The 25,730-nt window shown below is 42.3% G+C and carries 24 protein-coding genes; 18 read left to right on the forward strand and 6 right to left on the reverse strand.

Translation table 11 applies throughout. From position 1 onward, the window contains the following. The first annotated feature begins 277 nt into the window (after positions 1–277). The 9 genes from MuYL_RS05515 (at position 278) to MuYL_RS05555 (ending at position 7,134) form a co-directional block, all read left to right on the forward strand. Complete coding sequence (locus tag MuYL_RS05515) at positions 278–808, forward strand: hypothetical protein (RefSeq protein ID WP_094569580.1); 531 nt, start codon at positions 278–280, stop codon at positions 806–808. A 121-nt stretch (positions 809–929) separates the two neighbouring features. Continuing rightward, positions 930–1,712: a YceI family protein gene (locus MuYL_RS05520; protein ID WP_094569581.1), complete on the forward strand. Its 783-nt coding sequence runs from the start codon at positions 930–932 to the stop codon at positions 1,710–1,712. A 16-nt stretch (positions 1,713–1,728) separates the two neighbouring features. Then, a complete protein-coding gene (locus MuYL_RS05525) occupies positions 1,729–2,112 on the forward strand; it encodes a hypothetical protein (protein ID WP_094569582.1) in 384 nt (127 codons plus the stop codon). A gap of 20 nt (positions 2,113–2,132) precedes the next feature. Next, positions 2,133–3,104 carry a DUF5777 family beta-barrel protein gene (locus MuYL_RS05530; protein WP_157740629.1) on the forward strand — a complete coding sequence of 324 codons (972 nt, stop codon included), beginning with the start codon at positions 2,133–2,135 and terminating at the stop codon, positions 3,102–3,104. Positions 3,105–3,165: 61 nt separating this feature from the next. Beyond that, positions 3,166–3,573: a c-type cytochrome gene (locus tag MuYL_RS05535; RefSeq protein WP_245845788.1), complete on the forward strand. Its 408-nt coding sequence runs from the start codon at positions 3,166–3,168 to the stop codon at positions 3,571–3,573. A gap of 145 nt (positions 3,574–3,718) precedes the next feature. Beyond that, the gene (locus tag MuYL_RS05540; protein ID WP_094569584.1) at positions 3,719–3,997 is read left to right on the forward strand and encodes a hypothetical protein; all 279 of its coding nucleotides are present in this window, start codon (positions 3,719–3,721) and stop codon (positions 3,995–3,997) included. Positions 3,998–4,024: 27 nt separating this feature from the next. Further along, a complete protein-coding gene (locus MuYL_RS05545; protein WP_094569585.1) occupies positions 4,025–4,948 on the forward strand; it encodes a 4Fe-4S dicluster domain-containing protein in 924 nt (307 codons plus the stop codon). 16 nt (positions 4,949–4,964) lie between these two features. Continuing rightward, entirely contained in the window at positions 4,965–6,272 is a 1,308-nt protein-coding gene (gene nrfD / locus MuYL_RS05550; protein ID WP_245845789.1) for an NrfD/PsrC family molybdoenzyme membrane anchor subunit, read from the forward strand. Further along, positions 6,256–7,134 carry a hypothetical protein gene (locus MuYL_RS05555; protein WP_094569586.1) on the forward strand — a complete coding sequence of 293 codons (879 nt, stop codon included), beginning with the start codon at positions 6,256–6,258 and terminating at the stop codon, positions 7,132–7,134. Before nrfD ends, MuYL_RS05555 begins: the two co-directional genes overlap by 17 nt. Positions 7,135–7,229: 95 nt before the next feature. On the opposite strand, the gene corA is transcribed toward MuYL_RS05555, so the two are convergent. Beyond that, positions 7,230–8,357, reverse strand: coding sequence for a magnesium/cobalt transporter CorA (corA, locus tag MuYL_RS05560; protein WP_094569587.1), 1,128 nt, complete (start codon positions 8,355–8,357; stop codon positions 7,230–7,232). Between the two features lie 254 nt (positions 8,358–8,611). Here corA and MuYL_RS05565 point away from each other — a divergent pair, with 254 nt between their 5' ends. From MuYL_RS05565 to MuYL_RS05600, 9 genes are all read left to right on the forward strand, one after another. Beyond that, on the forward strand, positions 8,612–9,214 hold the full coding sequence (locus MuYL_RS05565; protein WP_094569588.1) for a TetR/AcrR family transcriptional regulator: 603 nt from the start codon (positions 8,612–8,614) through the stop codon (positions 9,212–9,214). 251 nt (positions 9,215–9,465) lie between these two features. Beyond that, positions 9,466–10,602, forward strand: a complete 1,137-nt coding sequence (locus MuYL_RS05570; RefSeq protein WP_094569589.1) for an efflux RND transporter periplasmic adaptor subunit — start codon at positions 9,466–9,468, stop codon at positions 10,600–10,602. A gap of 129 nt (positions 10,603–10,731) precedes the next feature. Further along, entirely contained in the window at positions 10,732–13,947 is a 3,216-nt protein-coding gene (locus MuYL_RS05575; RefSeq protein ID WP_094569590.1) for an efflux RND transporter permease subunit, read from the forward strand. A gap of 156 nt (positions 13,948–14,103) precedes the next feature. Beyond that, positions 14,104–15,522, forward strand: coding sequence for a TolC family protein (locus MuYL_RS05580; protein WP_094569591.1), 1,419 nt, complete (start codon positions 14,104–14,106; stop codon positions 15,520–15,522). Positions 15,523–15,535: 13 nt separating this feature from the next. Continuing rightward, complete coding sequence (locus MuYL_RS23700) at positions 15,536–15,658, forward strand: hypothetical protein (protein ID WP_262493656.1); 123 nt, start codon at positions 15,536–15,538, stop codon at positions 15,656–15,658. A gap of 164 nt (positions 15,659–15,822) precedes the next feature. Further along, complete coding sequence (locus tag MuYL_RS05585; protein ID WP_094569592.1) at positions 15,823–16,644, forward strand: patatin-like phospholipase family protein; 822 nt, start codon at positions 15,823–15,825, stop codon at positions 16,642–16,644. Positions 16,645–16,825: 181 nt separating this feature from the next. Continuing rightward, on the forward strand, positions 16,826–19,126 hold the full coding sequence (locus MuYL_RS05590; protein ID WP_094569593.1) for a family 20 glycosylhydrolase: 2,301 nt from the start codon (positions 16,826–16,828) through the stop codon (positions 19,124–19,126). A 136-nt stretch (positions 19,127–19,262) separates the two neighbouring features. Then, positions 19,263–20,519 (forward strand): putative DNA modification/repair radical SAM protein, encoded by a 1,257-nt coding sequence (locus MuYL_RS05595; RefSeq protein WP_094569594.1) that lies wholly within the window; start codon positions 19,263–19,265, stop codon positions 20,517–20,519. A 2-nt stretch (positions 20,520–20,521) separates the two neighbouring features. After that, positions 20,522–21,280 carry a TIGR03915 family putative DNA repair protein gene (locus MuYL_RS05600; protein ID WP_094569595.1) on the forward strand — a complete coding sequence of 253 codons (759 nt, stop codon included), beginning with the start codon at positions 20,522–20,524 and terminating at the stop codon, positions 21,278–21,280. Positions 21,281–21,323: 43 nt separating this feature from the next. Here the strand turns inward: MuYL_RS05600 and MuYL_RS05605 are convergent, their stop codons facing one another. The 5 genes from MuYL_RS05605 to MuYL_RS05625 form a co-directional block, all read right to left on the reverse strand. Then, entirely contained in the window at positions 21,324–21,860 is a 537-nt protein-coding gene (locus tag MuYL_RS05605) for an OmpA family protein (protein ID WP_094569596.1), read from the reverse strand. A gap of 70 nt (positions 21,861–21,930) precedes the next feature. Beyond that, positions 21,931–22,542: a class I SAM-dependent methyltransferase gene (locus MuYL_RS05610; protein WP_094569597.1), complete on the reverse strand. Its 612-nt coding sequence runs from the start codon at positions 22,540–22,542 to the stop codon at positions 21,931–21,933. Between the two features lie 99 nt (positions 22,543–22,641). Next, positions 22,642–23,382 (reverse strand): hypothetical protein, encoded by a 741-nt coding sequence (locus MuYL_RS05615; RefSeq protein WP_094569598.1) that lies wholly within the window; start codon positions 23,380–23,382, stop codon positions 22,642–22,644. Positions 23,383–23,516: 134 nt separating this feature from the next. After that, a complete protein-coding gene (locus MuYL_RS05620; protein WP_094569599.1) occupies positions 23,517–24,872 on the reverse strand; it encodes a metallophosphoesterase in 1,356 nt (451 codons plus the stop codon). A gap of 157 nt (positions 24,873–25,029) precedes the next feature. Further along, positions 25,030–25,497 (reverse strand): DUF3659 domain-containing protein, encoded by a 468-nt coding sequence (locus MuYL_RS05625; RefSeq protein ID WP_094569600.1) that lies wholly within the window; start codon positions 25,495–25,497, stop codon positions 25,030–25,032. Positions 25,498–25,730 lie beyond the last annotated feature (233 nt).

Genomic DNA, 25,730 nt, shown 5'->3' on the forward strand with positions numbered 1-25,730 from the left:
AATCAGTTTTTTAAAATTTAATACAATTTATTGCCGCCCTGCAACATTGGGCGGCATTTTGTCAATTTATCGGCAATGTGGCTTCACCGGTTAATACCCCTCAAATTTACACTCATCTGAAGATGTTGAAGGGTCATCTTTTAAAATGACAGGGGTCACATTTCAGCCTTTCATCCGGATGTAACTTGCGGCGGTTATTTAAAATGATATCGGCTAACCTGGTATTAGTTTAATAGCCTATAGTTTTTAATATTAAACACCGTCCGAAATTATTTTTATGGATAACAGTTTTTTAGCATCCATACAGAAATTGGAAGCGATGGCTTTTTTCTCCGGCTATGCATTGGTTTATACAGTAATGCTTTTCTTTTGGGGAAATGAACAGCAAAAAGGGAAGTTTACAAGCCGGATCATTTCGCTCTTGCCTGTTTCTTATGCATTTATAGGTGTTTTATTCCTGGGGTTCCAGTTAAAAAGACTTTATCCCGACTATTCGTGGGAGCACGTCCGGCTCACCATTCAACAGCCCTACCTGATAGGATGGGGAATCCTTTCCATTGCTTTTTTGATTCCTGCGCTAAAAAAACAACCCGTTATAAGTTTACTCCATAGTTGTACATTTTTCTATTTCATAGCTGCGGACCTCTTTGGCCTCCTCATCGCCAAATCGGCAGACAACGACATGGTAAAAAATGATATGAAAGTATTGGCTGCCAGCGTGATCCTTAACATTGGTGTCTTGGCCCTTATAATCCTATTATTTACACTGGATATTCTCTATAAAAAGTACAAGCTAAGGCGCATTTAAAGGGTTTTTGATTTATATGATAAAGGTCACTTTATTAACGTATACCCGTCATTAAATTGTAAAATTCGGCACCATACTTTTGACAGTATAAATACACAATCAAAAATTTAACAAAACTATTATGAAACGATTTAACAAAATAATGATGATTGTTCTGGTGCTTATTAGCGGCTACGGATTAGTTGCAAGTTGCACGCATAAAAATGAACCTTTGCCCGCTGCTGTATCAACCGGGATAAAAATTTCTCACGGCAAGCATATTCACCTTCCGGGTGTAACGGTTGGCGATACCACTCAATGGAAATTCGATAAGGTGCACAGTGCCGTTAACTGGTCCAGCCCATTTTTAGAAGTAGGTGCTGACCTTACTGGTAAATTTAATCAATTTGGGGTTGCTGATCTGAAGGATGCATTAATGCAGAATTATATTACAACCAAGCAACCATTGCCTGATACTTCATGGGCATTTTATGAAAACGAACCTGCCAAGACACATTTTGCCGGGTACATACAAACCAACCAGGTTAATACAGGCGAGCCTGGCCGTGATGGGGGCTGTTTGATCACTACTTTTGGTACTACCAAAATTGTAACCGGCACACAAAACCTTACTGTGTCTAATGTTGCCCACATCAAAACAACTTCAGTGGCTTTTGATTCAGCAAGCAATGGTTACATAGCAACCTTTGATTTTACCTGGCAGGGAGGCGGTGCCGCGCCGGTTACACAATCAATCACCGGTAAATTAACCTATATCCCTGAAACACTTGTACCGGGAGCCACTAATAGTGAGTTTGGGCTAAAATTGGAGTTCCAGATCAATAAAGCTGATTTCGGTATTATAAACACCGAAGTTGCCGACAAAGTAAGCATAGTAGTTAATGCCAACTTCAACAATAAATAGTTAAAAACGAATTACGATGAAACGATTTATAATAATTGCCGGGGTCCTTTTGGTAATGATAGTTGGCGCCACAGGATGCTATAAAGATGTTATCCTGCCAACTCCCGGAACCGATCCAAATGCTGCTCCGATAGAGTATAGCTATAAAAAAGACATAGCTCCGATACTTAATACCAATTGTGCCCTATCAGGCTGTCACGTTGCCGGCGCACAGGCACCTGACATGGAAACAGCGGTTTCATACAATAGCCTGGTAAACGGCGGATTTGTTAATACCCTTATTCCGGCCCAAAGCGATTTGTATATCCAGATTAACGGGAATATGCAGGTGCATATCCCAAATGCTGCTGACAGGCAAAAAATTTATGACTGGATCAGAACCGGTGCTCTTAATAATTAAGTGACTTAAAAAATAACGACGTGAAACTAAAAATAAAATTACCAACCCGTTTGTTCACAGCAATCGCATGCATGGGTAGTTGCCTGTTATTAATACAGACCAACTTACAAGCGCAGGATAGTGCTGCTGTAGCGAAAGAAGCAATTACTCCATCAAAGCCCAAACCGGTAAAAAACACTTTTCAAAGCGTGTGGATAATTGACAATCAAACTGTAATGGTACCGGTAAAAGGTACATTTGAAATGGATATTCAGCACAGGTTTGGAACCGTTGACAAAGGCTACGAGGATTTTTGGGGCCTGTTCGCTTCATCAAACATCCGCATCGGTGTTAGCTATGCTCCCATCAATAATCTTAACCTGGGTATCGGACTTGATAAGTTTGATATGCTTTGGGACGGAAGCGCAAAATACGCTATCATTAAACAAACCAAAGGTACCTACCCCGTAAGCGTCACCTACTATGGCGATTTGGCAATTGATACCCGGAAAGATGTAGGTAACACACTTTTCACCCATAATTCAGACCGCATAATTTCTTTTAACCAGTTGATTATTGCCCGTAAGATTAATGATAAACTGTCTTTACAGGTAGCCCCAAGCATAACGCATCAAAATGCGGTAAAGGGGTACTACACAAAAAATGACAGTACCGGCCAAACTATTTTCCAGGAAATGAAACACGACCACTTTGCTGTTGCTATTTCAGGCCGGTATAAGTTAGGCGACGCAACCGCTGTGATAGTTAATTATGATCAACCGCTAACAAAGCATGCTACCGATAACCCAAGCCCTAATTTATCTTTTGGATTTGAGTTTGCTACAAGCGGCCATACTTTTCAACTGTTTATGGGTAACTATTCCATGCTGAACCAGGGTAAAAACAACCTGTATAATACCAATAGTGCTTTTAACTATACGCAGGCAGATGGTACGAAAGTTAAAGGCGGCAAATTCGTCATTGGCTTTAATATTACCCGCTTATGGAATTAGTAATTGATGTTATGTCAATACGTAATGTTCTTTTATCAATTAATAATTAAATAAAAAACCCATGAAAATGAAATTAATGTTAACAACCTCGGTATTTGCTTTAAGCATGATGAGCATTGCATTTACCACAATACAAAAAACCAAGCCATGGCCCGTTCCTGACAAGAATGCAAAAACAGCCAACCCGGTTAAATCAAGCAAGGAATCAATTGCTGAAGGAAAATCACTTTGGAACCTGCATTGTGCATCATGCCATGGCAAAACAGGTTTAGGTGACGGCAGTAAAGCGGCCCAGCTTAAAACTCAGCCGGAGGATATGACTAAAGGAGCTGCACAGTCGCAGTCAGACGGATCTCTTTTCTACAAGATCTCAGAAGGACGCGACGATATGCCAAGCTTTAAGAAAAAGATCCCTGAAGCTGAAGATATCTGGAATGTAGTGAACTATATCCGTACACTGAAGAAGTAATAATATCCAGTCATAACCGGCTTGCCGGTTATGACTATTAAAAATCAATAATCATAAAGTTAACTGTTCGGCGGGATAATCACTTTAAACCGCCGGATGGCCTAACTTATGCCATATAATGACACCCGTCTAAAGCATAAATATTATGAATAACCAGGAAGAAATAACACCGGAAAATTCAGCATCCCGAAGAAGGTTTGTTTGGAAAGCAGGTGCTTTAACTGTAGTTGCAGCTGTTTCAGCTTCATTAGGGTTGCCTTTTTTTACAAAAAAAAATAAAATTTCACCCAGTCCCGAAGTTAAATGCGGAACAGTAAGGATGCTCACACAAGATGGCAGGCTGGTAGATGTTGACGCATCCCTGTTAACCGCAAACCGCAAAAAGGTATCAGACAGTGAACTCAAAAACTGGATAAAGAAATAAAAGGAGATTCCTCAAAGGAAAACTAAAATGGAAAATAATTCAAGAAGAGACTTTTTATTAACCGGCTTAATTACCGCCGGCTTAGTATCAGGATGTACACCAAAAACTGATCCTTTTGAGGCCGGGGCCAGTGACATAGCCGTACCATCAGGAAAAAAAGTAAAGCTGCTATCTGTTGACGGAGAAGAGATAGAGGTGGATGAGGCATTTTTAAAGCCTGTTCCCCACATGCCCCCTGTTAGCAATACCGAAGCCAGGATAGGCATCCCCGGGAAAAAGTTTGTAATGGTTATTGACCTTTCCAGGTGTAAAAACCTAAAAAAATGCCAATCGGCATGTAACCATGCCCATGAATTGAACCCCGGCGAAAACTGGATTAAAGTGGACCCGATGCAGGATGCCGAGCATACTGCTCCTTATTGGGAACCAACCACTTGTATGCATTGCGATGAGCCACCCTGTGTTAAGGTTTGCCCGGTTGATGCAACCTTTAAAAGGCAGGATGGAATTGTTTTGATTGACAGCGACCGTTGTATAGGCTGCCGCTTCTGTATGGCTGCCTGCCCGTATTCAACAAGGGTATTTAACTGGGGCGAGCCGGAAATTGCGCCTGCCATTGCCGCTCTGCCATACTCATGCGAAACCAGCGTTCCTCAAAAAAAGGGAACGGTAGGCAAATGTGATTTTTGTGCAGATATGACCAGGATGGGCGAGTTACCGCATTGTGTTTCGGCATGTCCGAACGGCGTTTTTGCTTTTGGTGATCTTAACGAGGATTCAGTAAGCAATGGCGCAGAAACTTTCAGGTTCAGTGACCTGATTAAAGACAAAGGCGGCTACCGCTTAATGGAAGATTTGGGAACTAAACCAAGTGTTTATTACCTGCCGCCTGTAAGCCGTAATTTTCCTTTTGAATCAGGCCTTGAAAATGACAAGGTGCAGAATAAATAACATTAAATAGCTAAACGTGGAAAATTCAATAATAGATGAAAAAATAATAAACGACCTGTTGCCCCAAAAATTTGGTAAGGCCGGCAAAATATGGGTTGCATTATTAACGGTGGTTTGTTTGATAGGCCTGTTTGCCTATTACCGCCAGATACGATACGGTTTGGTAGTTACTGCAATGCGCGATTATGTTTCGTGGGGTATTTACATTTCAAACTTTGTATTTTTTGTTGCCATAAGCCTGGTGGGGTCTTTAATAACAGCCATATTTAGGTTAGCGGGTGTTAAATGGGGATCGCCGCTTACCCGTATCGCTGAGATCATAGCGGTGGCGGCAATCATTTTTGCATCCCTTATTATTATTGTGGATATGGGTAGCCCCGAAAGGTTCTACAACCTGTTTACACATGGCCGCATTCAATCGCCTATTATCTGGGATGTAATAGTAATTACTACTTACTTTTTTATCAGCCTGCTGCTGTTATATTACCCCCTGCTGCCCGATATTAAAATATTGTTGCGCTATAAAGAAAAGTCAGGAAACCGGATGCATAAATTTTACAGCTACATCGGTTCGTTTTGGAAAGGTACGCCTGAACAATTTAAATTAAGCGAAAAGGCTATCAATATCCTTTGCGTAACGATTATCCCGGTGGCCTTCACCATACACACGGTTACTTCATGGTTGTTTGCAACAACTTACAGACCCGGATGGGACAGTACCAACTTTGGCGCGTACTTTATTGCTGGTGCTTTTTTGGTTGGTTCAGGAGCGGTAGTAGTGGCCATGTATGTTTTCAGAAAAGCCTATCATCTTGAAAAATACATTACCGAAAATCATTTTGAAAAAATGGGCCGGGTGGTGGTATTGTTATCACTGCTTTACCTCTATTTCAATATGAACGAGTTCTTAACTCCTTTCTTTAAAATGAAAAAGTCAGAAGAAGGGTATTTAAACGGTCTGTTCAGCGGCGACTTTGCAACGGTGTTCTGGTTCGCCATTTTAATAGGCATGATCATCCCGATAATTATTTTGTTATTCAAATCCGGTAGGAAGCCACTGCCGATGTTTATTGTAGGGGTAATGGTTATTGTTGGTGCCTGGTTTAAACGTTACTTAATTGTAACACCAACCCTGCTTCATCCCTTCCTGCCTATGCATGATGCCCCTGCAAGCTACCACCATTACTTTCCGAGCTGGGAAGAGTGGGCCATCACTATGGGTTCATTAGCCGGCGCGTTGTTAATTATCACCATACTCGCAAGGGTTTTCCCAATCATTCCAATCCAAGAAACTTTAACAGAAGAACATGAAAAGGCTATATAAATATTTCATTACGCTGGCTGCATTTGCTTTAGCATTTACCAGCTACAATGCCTTTGCACAAGCTGCACCCAAAGGAGACCTGAGCGTAGCCATTAGCTATTTTGTTAATAACAATACCGTTCCATCGTTGCTGGTGAGGGTAAAGACCAAGGTTGACGGACGGTTTCAACCGGTTGCCGGCATTACGCTTAATCTGTTCCTTGATAAGGATTCTGCGGGCACAGCTATTGGTAGTGTTACCACTAACAGGAAGGGCGAGGCCAGTATTTTTATCCCGGTATCGGTAAAAAAAGAATGGGCCAGCTCGGTAAAACACACTTTTTTAGCAACGTTTAAAGGGGATAAAAAGTTTGAGGAAGCCAAGGCCGACTTAACCGTGTCACGAGCCAAAATATTGCTGACTACCGCCGATAAAAGCATTACGGCTACTGTTTTGGAAATGAAGGATACTGCTTGGGTGCCTGTAAAAGGCGTGGAGCTTAAAATAGCTGTAAAACGCCTTACCGGCGATCTCCCCGTGAATGAAACGCCCACTTTTACCACCGATTCTTTAGGTCAGGCCTCGGCAGATTTTAAAAGGGACAGCCTTCACGCCGGCAAATCAGGAAATATTACCCTGATTGCTAAAGTTGAAGATAATGACCAGTACGGAAACCTCACCGTTGAAAAAACGGTGCCTTGGGGTGCCAAGTTTATCCCCGTTAACACTTTTAATGAAAGAACGCTTTATGCCACCCGGGATAAAGCGCCGGTTTGGCTGCAATTGATAGCCTACTCTATTTTGGCCGGCGTTTGGATAATTTTAATCTTCCTGGTATTTAACCTGTTTAAGATTAGAAAAATAGGCGGGCAGCTTGAATAAAAATCGCAAAGGGAATAAATATTAAGAGGACCGGCTGAAAGGCTGGTCTTTTTTTTTACTTATCTGTTATTAAACCGCTCCTCGCCAAATTAAAGCTATAGTTTGCTAAACCACCCTTTTCTCCAAAATATAATAACCTGAATAATGCCGATCACAAACATGCCGCCAAGCGCATAAAAATAACCGTGAGGGTTGTAAAGCTCGGGTAGGTTGTCTGGCATTACTTTATTCGTTACAGGATCTACCCTGGAAAAGTTCATCCCATAAACACCTGCAATAAAGGTTAGGGGAATAAATATAACAGATATTATAGTGAGCACCTTCATAATCTCGTTCATTCGGTTGCTCACCATTGAAAGGTAGATATCCATTATACTGGAGGTAATTTCCTTGTAACTCTCAATCAGATCCATGATCTGGATGCAATGGTCGTAGGCATCCTTTAAAAATAGTTTTACTTCGGGGTTTATCAGGGAGTTCTCGGTCCGCAGCATATCATTAATTTTGTCCCTTTCAGGCCAGCATGATCGCCTTAATACAATCAGGGTGCGTTTAAGCTGCTGCGTTTCAAACATAATACTTTTGTCCACATTCCCGTAAAGTCGGTCTTCAACCGTGTCCAGTTGGTCGCCCAGCTTGGCCAGCAAGGCAAAATAGCGGTCCAGTATGGTGTCTGTAAGGGCGTAGCACATATAGCCGGCCCCGGCAGTGCGAATGGCACCTTTACCGGAGGCAAGGCGGTTTTTTACCGCTTCAAAATATTCCTCATGTGTTTCTTCAAAAGTGATGATGACGTTATCTTTTACCAGGGCAGAAAACTGATTGTTAACAAGCTCATAGTCTTTTGTGAAATTTATCATGCGGCTTACTGCAAACAAATAGTCGTCGTACTCATCAAATTTTGGCCGTTGGTGAATATTGGTAATGTCTTCGAGCACCAGCGGGTTAATGGTTAAAATGGCGCCAATATCTTCAATCAGCCCGGCATCGCCCAGGCCCCTGATCTGTACCCAATGGGTATGGTCCGGGCATTTTTTAAACTGGTCGAGCACAACTTTTATACTTTTTCCTTCGTTGGTAACCAGTTCTTTCGCATTGTATGAAAATACGCAGATCAGCGGTTTTACAGCATCTTCAGGTATAATAATAGCCCCGGGGCTGTCACCAATGTTTCCTGCTTTTCTTCGGGGGTTATAGCGGATCCTTTTGATTGAGTGATTCATTTAATGGATATAAATATAGAGGAACGAAATTTAGGGCTTTTTGTTGGAAATATATTGGTAAAGGTATTTAAGTGCCGGGTAGGCGCTGCAGCGGCGATATTTAATTATATCCGCGACAGGTTGCCCATAATCAACGCGGGCTTTGCTTCTAATGACAATTCACCGATAATTAAATGACAATACAATGAACACACTTAATAATTTATCGCTGTACATTTGCTTAACGGTGTTAAATTATTTAATGCCTATTCAAAATGGCTAGTAAAGATAGAATATTACGATTGAAGGAAGAGACCAGGTGTAACATACTGGAAGCTGCCCTGCAGATTGTTAAGGAAGAAGGATGGCAAGCCTTGAGCATGCGCAAAATTGCCGACGTGATTGAATATACCGCTCCTATTATATATGAATACTTTTCAAATAAAGAAGCCATACTATTAGAACTCAACCGCCAGGGTTATTTAAAATTGGCGAGGGAATTAACAGAAGCCCGAGATAGGCACCGTTTACCGGCTAAACAACTGGAAGATATGTGGCTTACCTATTGGAACTTTGCTTTTGCAAATAAAGAGCTTTACCAGGGAATGTTTGGCATAACTACCAATTGCAGCTGCGAACTTGTAAATGGCTTGCCTGAGGCAGATATCCCTTACGATCTTTTCAGCGGGGTAATAGGCGAGTTAATGAACAACAACGATCTGGAGGGTGACGTGATCTGTACCAAATATTACACCCTTTGGTCGGTTGTACACGGGTTGGTTTCCATTAACCTGTTAAGCCGGGGATCGTCTGACGAAATTAACCGCCATGTACTGAAAGATGCAATAGGAAGCATTATAAAGTCTATGCAGGATTAATTTTTTTAACGAATTAAGAACAGTGTTAAGCTATTTAACACTGTTAAATATATAATCGAATTATCAACATTAAATAAATACAACTATGAAAACACTGAACCAAACTCAATCTCAAATACCTAACACTGTTAAATTGTTTAATAGTGTTATAATATCTATTTCAAGTTCAGACCGGTGTTGCAGGTAGCAATCAGGGTTTCCTTGAATTCAAACACAAATACATACACACAACAACTCCATATAACATAATCATGAAAAATTTAATTTTAGCGATCCTGGCAATATCATTATACAGTTGCTCAACAAAGCCCCAGACGGCAGGAGCACCGCCGGCACCGTCACTACCGGTAGCCACAATAACTACAGGCACCGATACTACTTTCCAGGAGTACCCTGCATCAATAGAAGGTACTGTTAATGTAGAAGTTCGCCCGCAGGTAGGCGGAACGTTAGATAAAGTATTTGTTGACGAAGGTGCTTTTGTAAACGCCGGTCAGCCTTTATTCAAAATCAACGATCAGCCTTACCGCGCTGCTTTAAACAATGCCGTTGCCAGCCAGCATGCCGCCGAAGGTGCAGCAGCTAACGCACAACTGGAAATTGACAAATTAACCCCACTGGTTCAAAATAAAGTAGTATCAGAATACCAGATGAAAACAGCAAAATCAGCTTATGACATTGCCAAAGCAAATATTGAACAGGCTAAAGCAAATGTTTCAACCGCGCAGATCAATTTAGGATACACCCTGATAAAAGCACCGGTAAGCGGTTATATAGGCCGCCTGATAAAAAAACAGGGAAGCCTTGTAGCTCCTGCTGATGCCGAAGCACTTACACAGTTATCAGATGTGCATGATGTGCATGTTTATTTTTCGCTGAGTGAAAAGGATTTTGTAAGCTTTAAAGAGCAATATCCTGGCGAGACACTTAAAGATAAATTATCAAAATTGCCAACCGTTTCACTATTGCTTGCTGATAACAGCGCTTATGCCAAACAAGGTAAAGTTGATATGATAGACGGTCAGTTTGATAAAACAACAGGTGCCATTACTTTAAGGGCGAGTTTTTCAAATCCGCAGGGTTTATTACGCTCAGGCAATACCGGGAAAATCCGTTTAAGCCTTACCCATAAAGATGCGCTAATTATACCTGAAAGTGCAACTATTGAAATGCAGGATAAAGTGTTTGTATTTACCGTTGGAGATAGCAGCAAAGTTAAAAAGCAAGCTATTGATATAGTTGGAAAAAGCGGAAGCAATTACCTGGTTAAAAGCGGTGTAAAAGCCGGCGACCAGATTGTGTTAAGCGGTATTGATCACTTGCAGGAAGGCACAGTTATCCATCCGGAAAAGGCACCGGAAAAAACGGCTGCGATAGCAAAAAACTAAAAACTAAGGGCCTCACCCTGCTCTCTCCAAAGGAGAGGGTTCTAAAAAAGAGCGAAGTTAAAGCCCTCTCCTTTGGAGAGGATTTAGGTGAGGCTGCAAGTATTTTGAAAACAAATAAAAAACAAAATCATGTTTCAAAAATTCATACAAAGACCGGTACTTTCAACTGTTATCTCCATATTATTGGTGATAGTTGGTATACTTGGTTTAACAAAATTGCCCTTAGAACGGTTCCCGAATATTGCCCCTCCGGCAGTATTGGTGTCTGCCGTTTACCCCGGCGCTAATGCCGAGACCATTTTACGTTCCGTAACGCCTTCGTTAGAAGAAGCTATTAACGGTGTGGAAAATATGACCTATATGACCTCTACTGCCAGTAATGACGGTTCACTGGGCATTACTGTTTATTTTAAACAAGGTACCGATCCAGACCAGGCGGCTGTGAATGTTCAAAATCGCGTGTCGCAGGCAACCAGTCAGTTACCTGCCGAGGTTGTTCAATTTGGTATAACCACAACCAAGCAGCAAAGTAGCTTCATTGGCGCGATGGCGATTTATTCAGAAGATCCAAAAAAATACGATCAGACTTTCGTAGCCAACTATGCGCAAATCAACATTGTGCCCGAAATTAAACGTATCCCGGGTATAGGTTCTGCCGCCATATTTGGTGGTGTTAAGGATTATTCTATGCGTGTTTGGCTTAATCCGGGTCAAATGGCTACCTACAAAGTAACGCCTGCCGAAGTGATGGCAGCTATACAGGACAAAAACCTTGAAGCCGCTCCCGGTAAATTTGGTGAACGAAGTGACGAGGCTTTTGAATACGTAATTAAATATAAAGGTAAGCTTACCAAACCGGAAGAATACCAGAATATTGCTATCCGTGCAAATGCCGATGGTTCTGTGCTGCGTTTAAAAGATGTAGCACGTGTTGAACTTGGCGCTTATTCATACAATAGTGTGAGTAACCTGAACGGGCACGATGGTATCATTATAGGGTTGGTACAACTGGCGGGATCAAACGCCAATCAAATTCAGATCGACGTTGATAAGCTGATGGTAAAATTGTCAAAGGATTTTCCAGCCGGCATTAAATACAACCAGTTCTATCGTACCAAAACCGACCTTGATGAATCAATCAACCAGGTTGAGCATACATTGATAGAAGCTTTTGTGCTTGTATTTATAGTGGTATTTATATTCCTGCAGGATTTCAGGTCTACGCTGATCCCTGCTATAGCGGTTCCGGTAGCTATTATCGGCACGTTCTTCTTCATGAACCTGTTTGGCTTCTCTGTTAACTTGTTAACTCTGTTTGCACTGGTGCTGGCCATAGGTATTGTGGTGGATGATGCAATTGTGGTCGTCGAGGCGGTTCACGCCAAAATGGAGCATAACCCGGGAATGAGCCCGAAAGTGGCAACTACCGAGGCAATGCATGAAATTACGGGTGCCATTATATCTATTACATTGGTTATGGCAGCTGTGTTTTTACCGGTTAGTTTCATGACGGGTTCAACAGGGATCTTTTACCGGCAGTTTGCATTAACCATGGCCATAGCCATCATTATATCGGCTGTTAACGCTTTAACTTTGAGTCCTGCTTTGGCTGCCTTGTTTTTAAAGAATAAACATACTGCTGATGGTCATGATGCACCTAAAAAAGGGTTTGTAGAGAAATTTTATGCAGGCTTTAATGGTGGGTTTAATTATATAACCACCAGGTATGTAGGTGGCTTAAAATTCCTTATGCGTAAAAAATGGCTTAGTATAGGCGGTTTGGCGCTGGTAGTTTTAATTACCGTTTTCCTGGTAAACAGAACAAAAACTGGATTTATCCCTACCGAGGATCAGGGCTTTGTGGCCGTAGCTGTTAGTACGCCATCCGGAACCTCCCTAAGTGGTACCAACAAGATCTTCAAACAAGCCGAAGATCAGCTTAAGACTTTACCATCACAAAGGTTTGTTACAGCGTTATCTGGTTTTAACTTTTTAACACAATCCAGCAGTCCATCTGCCGGTGTAATTTTCTTATTGTTAAAGCCTAACGAAGAAAGGGGCGCGGTAAAGAATATCGATGATATACAAAATATAGTAAGAGGGAAGTTAGCCGGCATACCAGGCGGCACGTTCTTCGTGTTCAGCTTTCCAACTGTGCCGGGATTTAGTAACGTGGAAGCCATGGATGTGGTGCTGCAGGATAAAACCAACGGCAGGCTGGATAAATTCAGCGGCGTTGCCAATAACTTTATAGGCAAGCTGATGGCTAAACCGGCAATCGCTTATGCCTTTACTTCCTACAAAGCAGATTATCCTCAATTACAATTAGAAGTTGACGACGAAAAAGCTGATCAGTTGGGCGTTAGTGTTAAAGATATCCTTGCAACTATGCAAGCATATTTTGGTACTGCCCAGGCATCGGATTTTAACCGCTTTGGTAAATACTACCGCGTAGTGGTTCAGGCTGATATTGCCGATAGGACCGACCCTACAGCTATTGATCGTGTATTTGTAAAAAACAAAACAGGCGAACAGGTGCCAATAAATACGCTGGTTAAACTAACCCGTGTTTATGGTTCAGAAACCGCCTCGCGTTTCAACCTGTTCAACTCTATTGAGGTTAATGCTATCCCTAAACCGGGATATAGCTCAGGTGATGCGATTAAGGCTATAGAGGAAACAGCAAAAGAGCAATTGCCAACGGGCTTTGCTTATGAGTTTGCTGGTCAAACACGTGAGGAGATTTCTTCGGGCGGACAATCAGCCGTAATATTTATGTTGTGTTTGCTGTTTGTATATTTCTTATTATCAGCACAGTATGAAAGTTATATTTTGCCATTGGCTGTAATACTTTCAATCCCGACAGGTATTTTAGGTGTGTTTGTGGTATTAGGTTTAACAGGTATCGAAAACAACATCTATGTACAGGTAGCGCTCATCATGCTCATCGGTTTGCTGGCTAAAAACGCCATCCTGATCGTGGAGTTTGCCGTACAGCGGCGTAAAGCCGGCCAGCCGTTAGTGGCAGCGGCAATTGAAGCTGCAAGGCTGAGGATCCGTCCGATCATCATGACATCGCTGGCATTCGTGTTCGGTTTGTTCCCGATGAGTATTGCAACAGGCCCATCTGCACAAGGTAACCACTCTATCAGTATAGGTGCCGCAGGCGGGATGGTTTCAGGTGTATTGCTTGGGCTATTTATTATCCCGGTACTGTTTGTAATATTCCAGGGTTTGCAGGAAAGAATAACAGGGATCCCGTTGGCTGTATTAAATGCTGAAGATAAGCATCATGGACATGGCGGCAAGCCCGCAGCTGAATTACAAAGCGAACTATCGGTATAAATACAAAGAGCGGCTTGCGATTTCTTTCCCACGGAATGATATGGGAGGATTAGAGGAGGAGGTTGCAAGTCATATTCTTATTAATCATACATGAAAATGGAAAGATCAGAAGCTGTTAGCTCATGATAGCTCCATCGGCATAAAAAAAATACTTCAATGAAAAATTATATTAAAGGGTCTGTTTTGATATTGGTGCTGGCAGTGCTGAGCGCTTGTAAAGTATCAAAGGATGTACAAACACCCAAACCCGAGTTGCCTGAAACTTTCAGGAGTGCCGCCACAACCGGCGATACAACCAGTATTGCTGATATGCAGTGGAAAAACTTCTTTACCGACGCAACCCTGCAAAAACTGATTGACAGCGCTATCGAAAAAAACTACGACATGCAGATTGCCGTAAAAAATATAGAAGCGTCGCAGTTGTTATTTAAGCAGGTAAAGTGGAACTATGTTCCGCAGGTTGACCTGAATGTTACAGCCAATTCACAGCGCCCGTCAGACAATAGTTTAACAGGCCTGAGCATTGCACAATACAACATCGGCACAAAGCACGTGGAAGATTACTCCGCTAACCTTGCCCTTTCATGGGAGGCTGATATTTGGGGTAAGATCCACAACCAGCAACGCAGTGCGCTGGCTGCTTACCTGCAAACCACAGAAGCTAAAAAAGCTGTACAAACCAATTTGGTGGCTACGGTATCGCAAGGTTATTATAACCTGCTGATGTTGGATGCACAGCTGGATATTGCGCAAAAAAATGTAAAACTTAATGACAGCACTTTGCGGATAATTAAGCTGCAATATGATGCCGGGCAGGTTACATCATTAGCGGTACAGCAAGCCGATGCACAAAAACAGGCAGCCGAACAACTGGTGCCGCAGTTTGAGCAGAATATTGCTATCCAGGAAAATGCTCTTCGTATTTTAACCGGCCAGCTACCTGATAAAATTGCCCGTAACTCAAATTTGGATGCTATGGTTATCCCGGTAAGTGTGTCTGCCGGCTTGCCATCAGCTATTGTGAGTCGCCGGCCTGATGTTAAAAGTGCAGAACTGGCCCTGCAAATTGCAAACAGCAACGTAGGTATTAGCAAAGCCGAAATGTACCCCGCTTTGCGCATTACTGCGCAAGGGGGTGTAAACTCATTTAAGGCAAGTAACTGGTTCAATATTCCTGCATCACTGTTTGGTGTGGTTGCGGGCAGTGTTGTGCAGCCGCTGCTGGATCATAAACGATTGAAAACTGATTATGAGGTTGCAAAGGTTAACCGCGAAAAAACAGTGTTGCAGTTCCGCCAGTCGGTGTTAAATGCAGTTGGCGAGGTTTCAGATGCGCTGGTAAAAATTGATAAGCTAAAAGCACAGCAGGATATAGCCGCAAACAGGGTAAATACCTTACAGCAGGCTACTAAAAATGCCAACCTTTTATTTAGAAATGGTTTAGCTACTTACCTTGAAGTGATAACAGCGCAGGGTAATGTTTTGCAAAGCGAATTAGAACTTGCATCAATTAAAAGAGATGAATTAAGCGCAGTATCTGAATTATACAGGTCACTGGGTGGTGGTTGGAGATAATAATTTAATAACTATGAAAGACTTTTTAACATTAAGAAGCAAAATGCTTTTTTGTTCGATAAAAGAATGGAACGTTACCCTTGTATTTTGGGGGATTGTATTATTGGTTGAAGTATTGATCAATGTACTGAAGTAATAATTATTATACTGACCCTTTCAGGTAACTGATAATCCTCAACGGGACAACACCAATAAGCTGGTCTGTTGTCCCGTTTTTTTTAATTCCGTTTAACTGGCGGATAAATGGTATGTTAGCTTTGGCACGGTTAATGGCAACTAATTAACCAAAATAAGCAACAAATGAATCCCGCTATCGATCTCAATAAAACAAAGAAAATAGGGCTTGCGCTTTCAGGCGGTGGTGTAAGGGGGGTAGCGCATTTAGGTGTAATGCAGGCGCTAACCGATCATGGTATTGAATTTTCGCATATCTCAGGTACCAGTGCCGGGGCAGTGGCTGCTGCCTTTTTCGCGGCAGGATATGCCCCTAAAGAGATTTTACAGATTATTAAGGAAACAAAGCTGCTTAAGCTGTTGAGGCCATCAATTGGCAGCGCGGGATTGATTTCAATACTGAAGACCCGGTTTCTGTTTACAAAATTTATTCCTCATAATTCCTTTCAAAAACTTAATATCCACGTAACGGTCTCATCTGTTAATCTGGGTGATGGCAAACTGGTTTATTTTACCGAAGGTGAGCTGGATATGGCAATTTTAGCTTCATGTTGTTTGCCCGGAATATTTAAACCCATTATTATTAACGGCCACATGTATGTGGACGGCGGAATTCTCAATAATTTTCCGGTTGAACCGCTGGTAGGCAATTGTGATGTGATTATTGGTTCTTCATGTAACCATTTGCCGGTAGTTACTGAGATTAAATCATTCCGCAGCCTGGTTGACAGGGCCGCGATGATTGCTATAAGTTCGAGCCTTAATACGCGTAAAATTTTATGCGATATAGTTATTGAGCCGCATGATCTGGGTGGTTACGGAATATTTGATACCGATGCAGCCGATGAAATTTATAACATAGGCTATGAAGAAACTTTGAAAACCATTCAAGAAAACGAAATACTTAAAGGTATTGTACAGGCACACCAAAAATCACCTTCAGTATAATGTTAACGGCCACTAAAAAGCTCAGGCAAATGAGTGGGAGCGGCGAATAATTGTTTACCAGGTATAGATAATTTGACAGATAAAGGCGCCATACCATACCCAAACGGCGGCAAACTTACGGGCGTCAGCATGATATTAAACTGAAATTACTACCTTTCAGGCTCATTTATTAGTCCTGTTCATGAAACTCTTTATTCAAAGGCGCGGCATCGTTACGTTTTTAATGCTATTATGGTCTATAAGCATTGTCCCTGTATCAGCCCAGGAAAGCAGGTTCCCCCTGATTCCTTATCCGGCTAAATTAACCGCAGGTAAAGGTTCTTTTATTATAACTTCAAAAACAAGTATTACACTTGCCGAGCGGTTTTGGAATGAGGCAAATGAATTAAATGATTTGCTAAGCAAGGGCCTTGGCAAAAAATTAAGCATAACTAAGAACTCCAATCCCCATGCTATAAAATTGGTATATGATGCATCCATTACCGCCCCTGAAGCATATAAGTTAACTATTACGCCGCAACAGGTAATTATAGCGGCAAAAGATCCGGCAGGCGTATTTCACGCGGTTGAAACTATCCGGCAGCTGTTGCCTGTTGCTGTTGAAAGCGGTATTGTTAATAACCAATTAGCATTGCCTGTGATGTCTATTACAGATGAACCCGCTTATGAATGGCGGGGCATGCATCTGGACGTATCGCGTCATTTTTTCGCTATAAGCTACCTTAAAAAGTTTATCGACAGGATGGCTTTATATAAAATGAACAAACTGCACCTGCATTTAACCGACGACCAGGGCTGGCGTATTGAAATAAAAAAATATCCGAAACTGACCGAAGAAGGAGCGTGGCGTACATTCAATAACCAGGATTCGGCCTGTATGAAGAGAGCTGTGGATAATCCGGATTTTACCATTGATAAAGAACACATCATTCAGCGCGATGGTAAAACGTTATACGGCGGATTTTATACGCAGGATGAAATGAAAAGTGTGGTAGCTTATGCTGCCGCCCGCCACATTGATATTATTCCGGAGATTGATATGCCCGGCCACATGATGGCGGCTATAAACGCATATCCGTTTTTAACTTGCAACGGCGAGAATAAATTTGGCGAACTTTTTTCGAAGCCTGTTTGCCCCTGCAACGAAAATACTTTTGAGTTTGCCGAAAATGTGTTTAAGGAGATCATGGAAATTTTCCCCTCAAAATATATTCATATCGGGGGCGATGAGGTCGACCGGTCCGACTGGGCAAAATCAGATGCCTGTAAAGCATTGATGCAGAAGGAAGGAATTAAAGACCTGCCCGCGCTGCAAAGCTACTTTATTAACCGGATGGAGAAATTTTTTAATGCCCGGGAGCGGAAAATGATTGGCTGGGACGAGATTATTGAAGGCGGCGTAACTAAAACCGCCATTATAATGTACTGGCGTACGTGGGTACCCGGCGCGCCCGTAAAGGCTGCACAAAACGGCAACACCGTTATTATGACGCCCGGCGAACCTTTATACTTTGACGCCCAGCCCGACCAGTACTCAATTTACAAGGTATATCACTTTAATCCGATTCCGAAAGGGTTAAATAGAAAGGAAGCCAGCGCTATTATTGGCGCTCAGGCAAACATCTGGACGGAAATGATCCCATCAGAAAATCGCGCCGATTACATGTATATGCCCCGCATGACAGCGCTTGCAGAAATGCTCTGGACAAATGATCAAAGCAAGTACAATTCCTATTTAAAACGGCTGGTAGAGCAATACCCGCGAATGGATGCGCTGAAGATCCATTACAGGTTGCCTGATCTTCCCGGTTTATTGAACGAATATGTGTTTACTGACGAAGGAAAGCTAAGCATCAGCAAACCCTTGCCGGGCCTTGTCATCCGGTACACAACAGATGGCTCCATACCTGCAGTAAGCTCTCCCGAACTGCCCGCGCCATTGGTAATTAAGCAACCCGAAATGGTTAAAGTGGCGGCATTTACGCCATCGGGCACCCGGGGCGATGTTTACAGCCTGAATTATACACAGCAAAATATGCTTGGGCCGGTAAAAATTGGGTCACCAAAACCTGGCCTGGTTTGCAGCTATTACAAAGCTTTTTTCAAGGAAACGGCGTTAATGCACAATGCAAAGGCTGACAGCACCTTTACCAGCGATAAGATTGCTGTACCGCCTACGGTAAAAGCGCCCTCATTCGGAATAACTTACAAGGGCTATTTGGATGTCCCTTCGGATGGTATTTATACTTTTTTCCTCACCTGCGATGACGGCGGCGTTTTACGGATTGGCGATAACATCACTGTGAACAACGATGGTAACCATTCGGCGCAGGAACGGAGCGGCCAAATTGCCTTGAAAATGGGAGCGCATCCATTCGCACTTGACTTTATTGAAGGTGGCGGCGGTTTTAAGCTGTTGTTGAAATACAGCATAAACGGTTCGGAGCCAAAGGAAATTCCGGCTGATTGGTTAAAAAATTAATACGGAGTCAGCGCGTAAACAATTCTATTTAAAACGTTTCCCCCCATTTTTAGATAATCACTCTGCCTATTTTATTCCCCAAATGTTTACCTATTCCTTCTCAAAATTACTAAAAATATTAGTAATTTTGATAGATATGAACGTGGATAGGGTAACGGAAAAATTAAATATCCTGGCTGATGCAGCCAAGTATGATGTGTCGTGTGCATCAAGCGGGAGCAAGCGAAAAAATGAGAACAAAGGCCTCGGTAATGCCAGCAACGGCATTTGTCACAGCTATACGGAAGATGGGCGCTGTGTGTCGCTATTAAAAATTCTGCTTACCAACCACTGCATCTTTGATTGCGCCTATTGTGTATCCCGAAAAAGTAATGACATTAAACGCGCTGCATTTACCGTGCAGGAGGTGGTAGATTTGACCATCAATTTTTACCGCCGTAATTATATCGAAGGGCTATTCCTGAGTTCCGGAATTTTTAAAGATGCCGATTATACAATGGAGCGGTTGGTAACAATCGCCAAAAAACTTCGTACAGAAAATAACTTTAATGGTTATATCCACTTAAAATCCATTCCGGGTGCCAGTGACGAACTTATGCGCGAAGCCGGCTTATATGCTGACCGGCTGAGTGTTAACCTTGAAATGCCGACCGAAGCCGGCTTAAAACTGCTGGCCCCTGATAAGAACCGGCAGGACATGATTGACCCCATGGCATTTTTAAATAAAGAGATCATTCAGCGAAAGGAAGAAAAGAAGTTGTTTAAAAAAGCACCAATGTTTGCACCAGCGGGTCAAAGCACCCAGGTTATTATTGGGGCCACGCCTGAGAATGATCAGCAGATTTTGCATACCGCTAACCATTTTTACAAGAACTTTAATTTAAAGCGGGTTTATTACTCTGGCTACGTACCTGTGCTGGCTGATAAACGCCTGCCCGGGTTAAATACCGCTGTGCCAATGGTGCGCGAAAACCGGCTTTACCAGGCTGATTGGCTAATGCGGTTTTATGGCTTTAATGTAAACGAGATTGTAAACAGCCAACAGCCGCTGCTGGATCTGGATATTGACCCTAAACTGGGCTGGGCCATCCGCAATATGCAGGCTTTTCCCATAGATATTAACAAAGCTGATCTGCACATGATCCTTCGCGTACCAGGCATTGGGCTGCATTCGGCGCAGAAAATTGTGAGCGCCCGTAAATTTGCTTTCTTAAACTGGGATCAGCTGAAAAAGATAGGGGTTGCCCTGAACCGGGCTAAATATTTTATTACGTGCAAAAGCGGCGATTACGAAAAGCGCGACCTTACAGGCACCAAAATAAAGCAGTTTATTTTAGCCGAGTCGCAAAGTAAGTACCTTAAGAACGTGCAATCCCAGCTTAATCTTTTTTAAAAATGACCAGGCTGATCTACGATGGAACTTTTGAGGGCTTGCTGACCGCGATTTTCGAAATTTATGATCGCAGGCTTACAGTTGTTAATTTACAAAAAGACGGAACAGGCAGTAGTGCTTTATTTGAAGATGAATTGCAGATTATTACAGATGATGCCCGCGCAAACCGGGTTTTGAAAGGCCTGAAAACCAGGCTTTCAGCAAATGGCGTACAGCGCGTTTATATTGCCCATTTCGCAGGGATGGAGCACGAAGAAAATAATATCGCAGGCTATATCAGATATGCGTTTGATACCCAACAAAATATTGAAGATGACTACGGCAACAAATACGTGCAGCGAATTTCGCAAATAGTGCAAATGATGCGTCGGGAGAAACACCGAATGGAGGCGTTTGTACGCTTTCAAAAGCTGCAGGACGATACGTATTACGCAGCAGTTGAACCCGATTTTAACGTGTTGCCGTTGTTAATAAGGCACTTTAAAAATCGCTATGCTGATCAGAAATGGATGATATATGACGTAAAAAGAAACTATGGCATTTACTACGACCTGCACGATACGGAGTTTGTTGCTATGGAATTTTCGGCGTCCGCTCCGGCTGGTAACGCCATCGCTGTTTTTAGCGAACACGAGGAGACCTACCAGCACCTTTGGAAGAATTATTTCAGGAGTGTAAATATCGCATCGCGAAAAAATACAAAGCTGCATTTAAGGCATATTCCCAAAAGATATTGGAAACATTTGACAGAGAAAATATGAATGTCACCCCGGAGCAGTTTTGCTTGGCAGGGTGACAATTCCTTTATTGTTTCTTGATCTCTACCCTACGATTTAATTTTCTTCCGTCTTCGGTAGTGTTATCTGCAATAGGTTTGCTTTCGCCATAACCTTTAATGCTAAGGTTATCACCAGCGATACCGGTATTAACCAAATAGAGTTTAACTGAATTGGCGCGCTCAACCGATAGTGCCATGTTATGGTCATAGCTCCCCTCAGCAGATGAATTGCCATTCAGGACAAATTTAACTGTCGGGTCTTTTTTCATTTCTGCTGCCGCCTTGTCCAAAATAGGATATGATTCGGTTTTTAATATTCCAGAGTTAAATTCAAATTGGATGTTGCTGAAATTGTAGTCGGGCTTTGCAACGGGTGGCGGTGGCGTTTCCTTTTGCACAGGTGCCGGTGCAGGTGCTGGCGTTTCTTTTGGTGCCGGTGCCGGATCAGGCGGATAACTAACGGCAGGCTTGGTAACAAGCGGCTTTTTAGCTTTGCATGCCGGTAACGCGGCTACGGCAAATAAAATGGCGAATAACAGGAACTGAGCTTTTATAATTTTCATAAATTGACTATGTATGGATGTAAATATAGAAACGCAATACAAAATAGCATATTGCAACTTATAAACTTCTTCACATTTTGAAGATGCACCAGGTGGTCATGCACCTTAAGTTTTGCACGTTGGTTGTTTTTATGGGTTCAAACAATTGTCCGTTTAAATCGCTGGTGTATGCAAGCAGCATTTCTTCATTCACTAAAAAGCGTTCCGAACCGTCGGGAAGCAGGTAGCGGCCATTGCCGAGCTGGTTCACCAGGGTTTCAATTCCTATATCAGATGCAAGCCTGGCGAACAAATAACCACCTGGTTTAAGTACCCGCCACATAGAACGCAGCATGTTTTCAAAATGAGAGGTATCTGCGGCGAAGTGAAGTACCGCGCTGCTGATCACCAGGTCAAACGTCGCATCATTAAAAGGCAAATCTTCTGCAGCGCCTATCTGGAAATTGCTTGCCGGAATATCCGGTGCCAGCATACCTGCAAGCTCAGCGACAGCGTCAATGGCTTCCGGGTTTGGATCTATCCCGTAAACGTCAAAACCATTTCTCAAAAAATATACAAGGTTGCGGCCGCCGCCGCAGCCGGCGTCAAGCACTTTTTGGCAACCATCAAACCGGCCCTTTAACAGTTGGTCAAATAAATAAATGTCAATGTTTCCGTAAAGTTGCTGCAGGTTGTTTTGCATGGTATTATTTAAAGCCGCTAATGTAAGCCGAACTTTCCGGATATAACAAAAGCCCCGGAAGGGGCTTTTGCTTTTGTTAAATAATGCTTATAAGATCAGTTACTTTCCTCTTTCACTCTTATCGTGGTGTTCAAAACCTTTGCCCTCGCCGCACAATTCAAAATGTGCTTTAATGGCATTGTAAAGTGCTACGTTAACCGTGCTGCTAATCACTATGGTGCCGTTTACGCGGTCGGCTTTATCTAAAATGGCAGCAGCTGTATTGGTAAGCAATTTGTTTAAATGGAATTTGATAGTGGTAGCCAGGTCGGTTTTACCATCAACAGTAATATTTTCTAATTCGGCCTTAATAATGGCATCATCGTTAAAGTCAAACTCAATAGGCACAACTGCGCCGCCTGCGGTTGTAAAGTTACCTTTAAGGGTAAGCGGGATATTGGCAGTTGTAGTTTTTGCCAGTACAATTTTTATCTCAATTTCTCTATAGGTGCCGGTGTCAATGGCAGCGGCAATTTTTGCAGGGATAGGAGCAAAAATATCAACGTTGGTTAACGCTTTTGATTTGATCTCAACGGATGTGTTTCCTTTTTTTGCCTCCAGTTTAAAGTAAGCAATATTAGCGATTCCCGATGTCCATGCAATACTGGCGGTGCCGGTGGTTGCATTGGTGGTTAGCCCGCCAACAGAAGAAGGTAATGCAGTTGATGAATTGTCAGCACTCATGGCAAACGAAAGCTGCGTTCCGGTTGTTGAAGGGGATGAGCCGTTTTTTTGGCAGGCACTAAACATAAAGGCTAATGCAATGGCGCAAAATCCTTTGGTTATTAGTTGTTTTTTCATGGTTGGTTATTTGTTGTTTATTGTAATACGTTTGTTACACATAAATTGTTGCCTGTAAGTCATTTTTTTTCGCGTTTTTGCGAAAATAGTGCTTTGGACCTTTGCAACAATCAACAATATAATTGCTTAAATAATTATTGTGATGCCCGGTTTTGCTTTTCTGCTTTAAGGTAAGCGGGGTATTTAACCGGGTTGGTGAAAGCACCTGTAGGGTGGCCCGCACCATAAAACTGGTCATAATAAGTCCGGATCTTACTTTGCGAAAGCATCTTATCAACCAGGTTGGATAAGGTTTTAGCATCTATTTTCCTTTTGGCAGTAAAGTTATTTAAGCTAACCATGTCGCTCCATTTTAGTTTTGTGGGCTCTTCTTTACCGGTAAGTTTAGAAAGGTCAAGGTAGTAATTGGTTTCCTTTGTAACATGGTAAGCTCCGTCAAAATCAGCTATTTCAAATGAGGGGTTATTGCGATGGTCCATGCCTATAGATGGAACTATCCTCATATAAGCCGCTGCCGAATCGGCAATGGTACTGGTGCCGGGATAAAATACCCTGAAATCATTAAAGTGGGTGTGGCTTGCTATCATAAACTCAACCTGCCTGCTGTTGTTAACCACTGTACCCGTAAACATAGCGGAAAGATCGCCTTTTGGGCCGCCTGTCATCCACATGGGCTTTCCGTCAAAGCCGTTGGTTCCGGGTGGGATATGCGAGATGATCCATACCTTGTTTATTGTATCCGTCAGCTCTTTTTTCAGCCAGTCGTTCACCATGGCGTAACCATCATTATAATAATTATAGCCCATGGCAACACTGTTTTTACTCACTAGGGAAGTGTTTAAAACAACAAATCTTAATTTGCCAATAGTGGCGGTATAATAGCCACGGGATTTAAACAAAGCGGTGTCCGCATTTTGTTTTTCCAGCTGCCAGGCACTGGCAAAGTTTTGTAAAAACTGCGGACTTTGTTTTTCATAATCGTTGTTACTGTCATTATTCCCAAGCGTAGGGATTATGGGTACGCCCGGAAATTTTTTATGAAACAAACCGGCTATAAATTGAATGGATTTTTGTTTTAAAGCGGTATCAGCGGGGTTATTGTGCCAGATAAAATCGCCGGCAATAATTATAAAATCGGGCCTTTTAACAGCCAGATACATGTTATCCAAAGCGCTTATTAAAAGCGGGTAATTTGAATCATGTCCGCGCAGGTTCGAATCGATAGTTTTTGCTGCATAATTATCCAGGATCTCACCCCATTCGTCAGCCTTTGCGGCCGATAACTTTTGTACCAGTTCATTATTGATCCCGTAATTGCCATCGGTAGTAAAAAATGGATTTAAATGAATGTCTGAAACAATGAGGCAGCGGCCCTGCGCATAAGTATTTCCGGGTAATGAAAGATTCAGAATTAGAGCCAGCAGTATAATTATTGCCGTAAAACAGCCATTAGCGGGGTGCGCCCCGCTGTTGCGTTGTTTGCGTTTCATAGGTGTAGCTTTGAGATGAAGTTACAATATAAAACACTAAAAAAAAATTGAAACAGCAGATTAAGAGATGGCGGAAGGGGCCTTTACGCTAAGCTTTGCGCCGGGTAGCTTAAAACTGCCGGAAATAGCATAGTTCGTTTAACCCCTTCCTCCGCCTTTATTCTTTTGTTTTGGCGTCCTTAAGCTTTTTTTGCTCTAAAAAATAACAATGTGCTGCGCAGGCATGCAGCTTGTAGTTTTTATGCACGGTACCCAAATTGTGACCCTGGGGATCTAAAATTGCGCAGGTTTCGTCGTTTATATTTTTCAATTGCAATACAGTTTGACCCTTGTTGTTGTAATAATTGCCGTTCTTTTTGGCCATGCCTAGTTTATTGCCTTTGGCGTCAATAACATTTCCATCGCGGTCAATAAAATAAAGCTTTTCGCCTTTATTATTTTTGACGATATCATCTTTGGTGATATACCCCAGTTTAGTGCCATCATGGTTATAAATGCCACCTTTGGCATCAATAACAATATTGTTGGCTTTGCTGGTATCGTGGCCGGCCTGCGCAAAAGCGTTGGCAGCAAACGCTGTAAGAAGTATTATGAGTAAAACAGGCAACAGGTTTAATTTTTTCATGATAGTGGTGCTTTTTCTTTATCAAAGAAAGAGATAATATGCACCTAAAATCATGACGGTGAGCAGTTTGAAAAATGATGCTTATTACTTTTTGATGGTAAGAGCCCCCTTTTGAATAATATACGACTTAAGTTTATGTTCCGTGAAAAAGCGCATTCAAAATGCAATCTATAGTTTACTGCAAGTTAAATATTTAACTTAAATTTACCTTTTCGTAACAATGTAGTGTATTA

Source organism: Mucilaginibacter xinganensis, assembly GCF_002257585.1.
Taxonomy (GTDB): Bacteria; Bacteroidota; Bacteroidia; order Sphingobacteriales; family Sphingobacteriaceae; genus Mucilaginibacter; species Mucilaginibacter xinganensis.

Excerpts from the sequence above, each read along its gene's own strand:
- MuYL_RS05515 (WP_094569580.1), top strand. The coding sequence starts at position 278 with ATGGATAACAGTTTTTTAGCATCCATACAGAAATTGGAAGCGATGGCT.
- MuYL_RS05520 (WP_094569581.1), top strand. The coding sequence starts at position 930 with ATGAAACGATTTAACAAAATAATGATGATTGTTCTGGTGCTTATTAGC.
- MuYL_RS05525 (WP_094569582.1), top strand. The coding sequence starts at position 1,729 with ATGAAACGATTTATAATAATTGCCGGGGTCCTTTTGGTAATGATAGTT.
- MuYL_RS05535 (WP_245845788.1), top strand. The coding sequence starts at position 3,166 with ATGAAAATGAAATTAATGTTAACAACCTCGGTATTTGCTTTAAGCATG.
- MuYL_RS05540 (WP_094569584.1), top strand. The coding sequence starts at position 3,719 with ATGAATAACCAGGAAGAAATAACACCGGAAAATTCAGCATCCCGAAGA.
- MuYL_RS05545 (WP_094569585.1), top strand. The coding sequence starts at position 4,025 with ATGGAAAATAATTCAAGAAGAGACTTTTTATTAACCGGCTTAATTACC.
- MuYL_RS05555 (WP_094569586.1), top strand. The coding sequence starts at position 6,256 with ATGAAAAGGCTATATAAATATTTCATTACGCTGGCTGCATTTGCTTTA.
- corA (WP_094569587.1), bottom strand. The coding sequence starts at position 8,357 with ATGAATCACTCAATCAAAAGGATCCGCTATAACCCCCGAAGAAAAGCA.
- MuYL_RS05565 (WP_094569588.1), top strand. The coding sequence starts at position 8,612 with ATGGCTAGTAAAGATAGAATATTACGATTGAAGGAAGAGACCAGGTGT.
- MuYL_RS05570 (WP_094569589.1), top strand. The coding sequence starts at position 9,466 with ATGAAAAATTTAATTTTAGCGATCCTGGCAATATCATTATACAGTTGC.
- MuYL_RS05575 (WP_094569590.1), top strand. The coding sequence starts at position 10,732 with ATGTTTCAAAAATTCATACAAAGACCGGTACTTTCAACTGTTATCTCC.
- MuYL_RS05580 (WP_094569591.1), top strand. The coding sequence starts at position 14,104 with ATGAAAAATTATATTAAAGGGTCTGTTTTGATATTGGTGCTGGCAGTG.
- MuYL_RS23700 (WP_262493656.1), top strand. The coding sequence starts at position 15,536 with ATGAAAGACTTTTTAACATTAAGAAGCAAAATGCTTTTTTGTTCGATA.
- MuYL_RS05585 (WP_094569592.1), top strand. The coding sequence starts at position 15,823 with ATGAATCCCGCTATCGATCTCAATAAAACAAAGAAAATAGGGCTTGCG.
- MuYL_RS05590 (WP_094569593.1), top strand. The coding sequence starts at position 16,826 with ATGAAACTCTTTATTCAAAGGCGCGGCATCGTTACGTTTTTAATGCTA.
- MuYL_RS05595 (WP_094569594.1), top strand. The coding sequence starts at position 19,263 with ATGAACGTGGATAGGGTAACGGAAAAATTAAATATCCTGGCTGATGCA.
- MuYL_RS05600 (WP_094569595.1), top strand. The coding sequence starts at position 20,522 with ATGACCAGGCTGATCTACGATGGAACTTTTGAGGGCTTGCTGACCGCG.
- MuYL_RS05605 (WP_094569596.1), bottom strand. The coding sequence starts at position 21,860 with ATGAAAATTATAAAAGCTCAGTTCCTGTTATTCGCCATTTTATTTGCC.
- MuYL_RS05610 (WP_094569597.1), bottom strand. The coding sequence starts at position 22,542 with ATGCAAAACAACCTGCAGCAACTTTACGGAAACATTGACATTTATTTA.
- MuYL_RS05615 (WP_094569598.1), bottom strand. The coding sequence starts at position 23,382 with ATGAAAAAACAACTAATAACCAAAGGATTTTGCGCCATTGCATTAGCC.
- MuYL_RS05620 (WP_094569599.1), bottom strand. The coding sequence starts at position 24,872 with ATGAAACGCAAACAACGCAACAGCGGGGCGCACCCCGCTAATGGCTGT.
- MuYL_RS05625 (WP_094569600.1), bottom strand. The coding sequence starts at position 25,497 with ATGAAAAAATTAAACCTGTTGCCTGTTTTACTCATAATACTTCTTACA.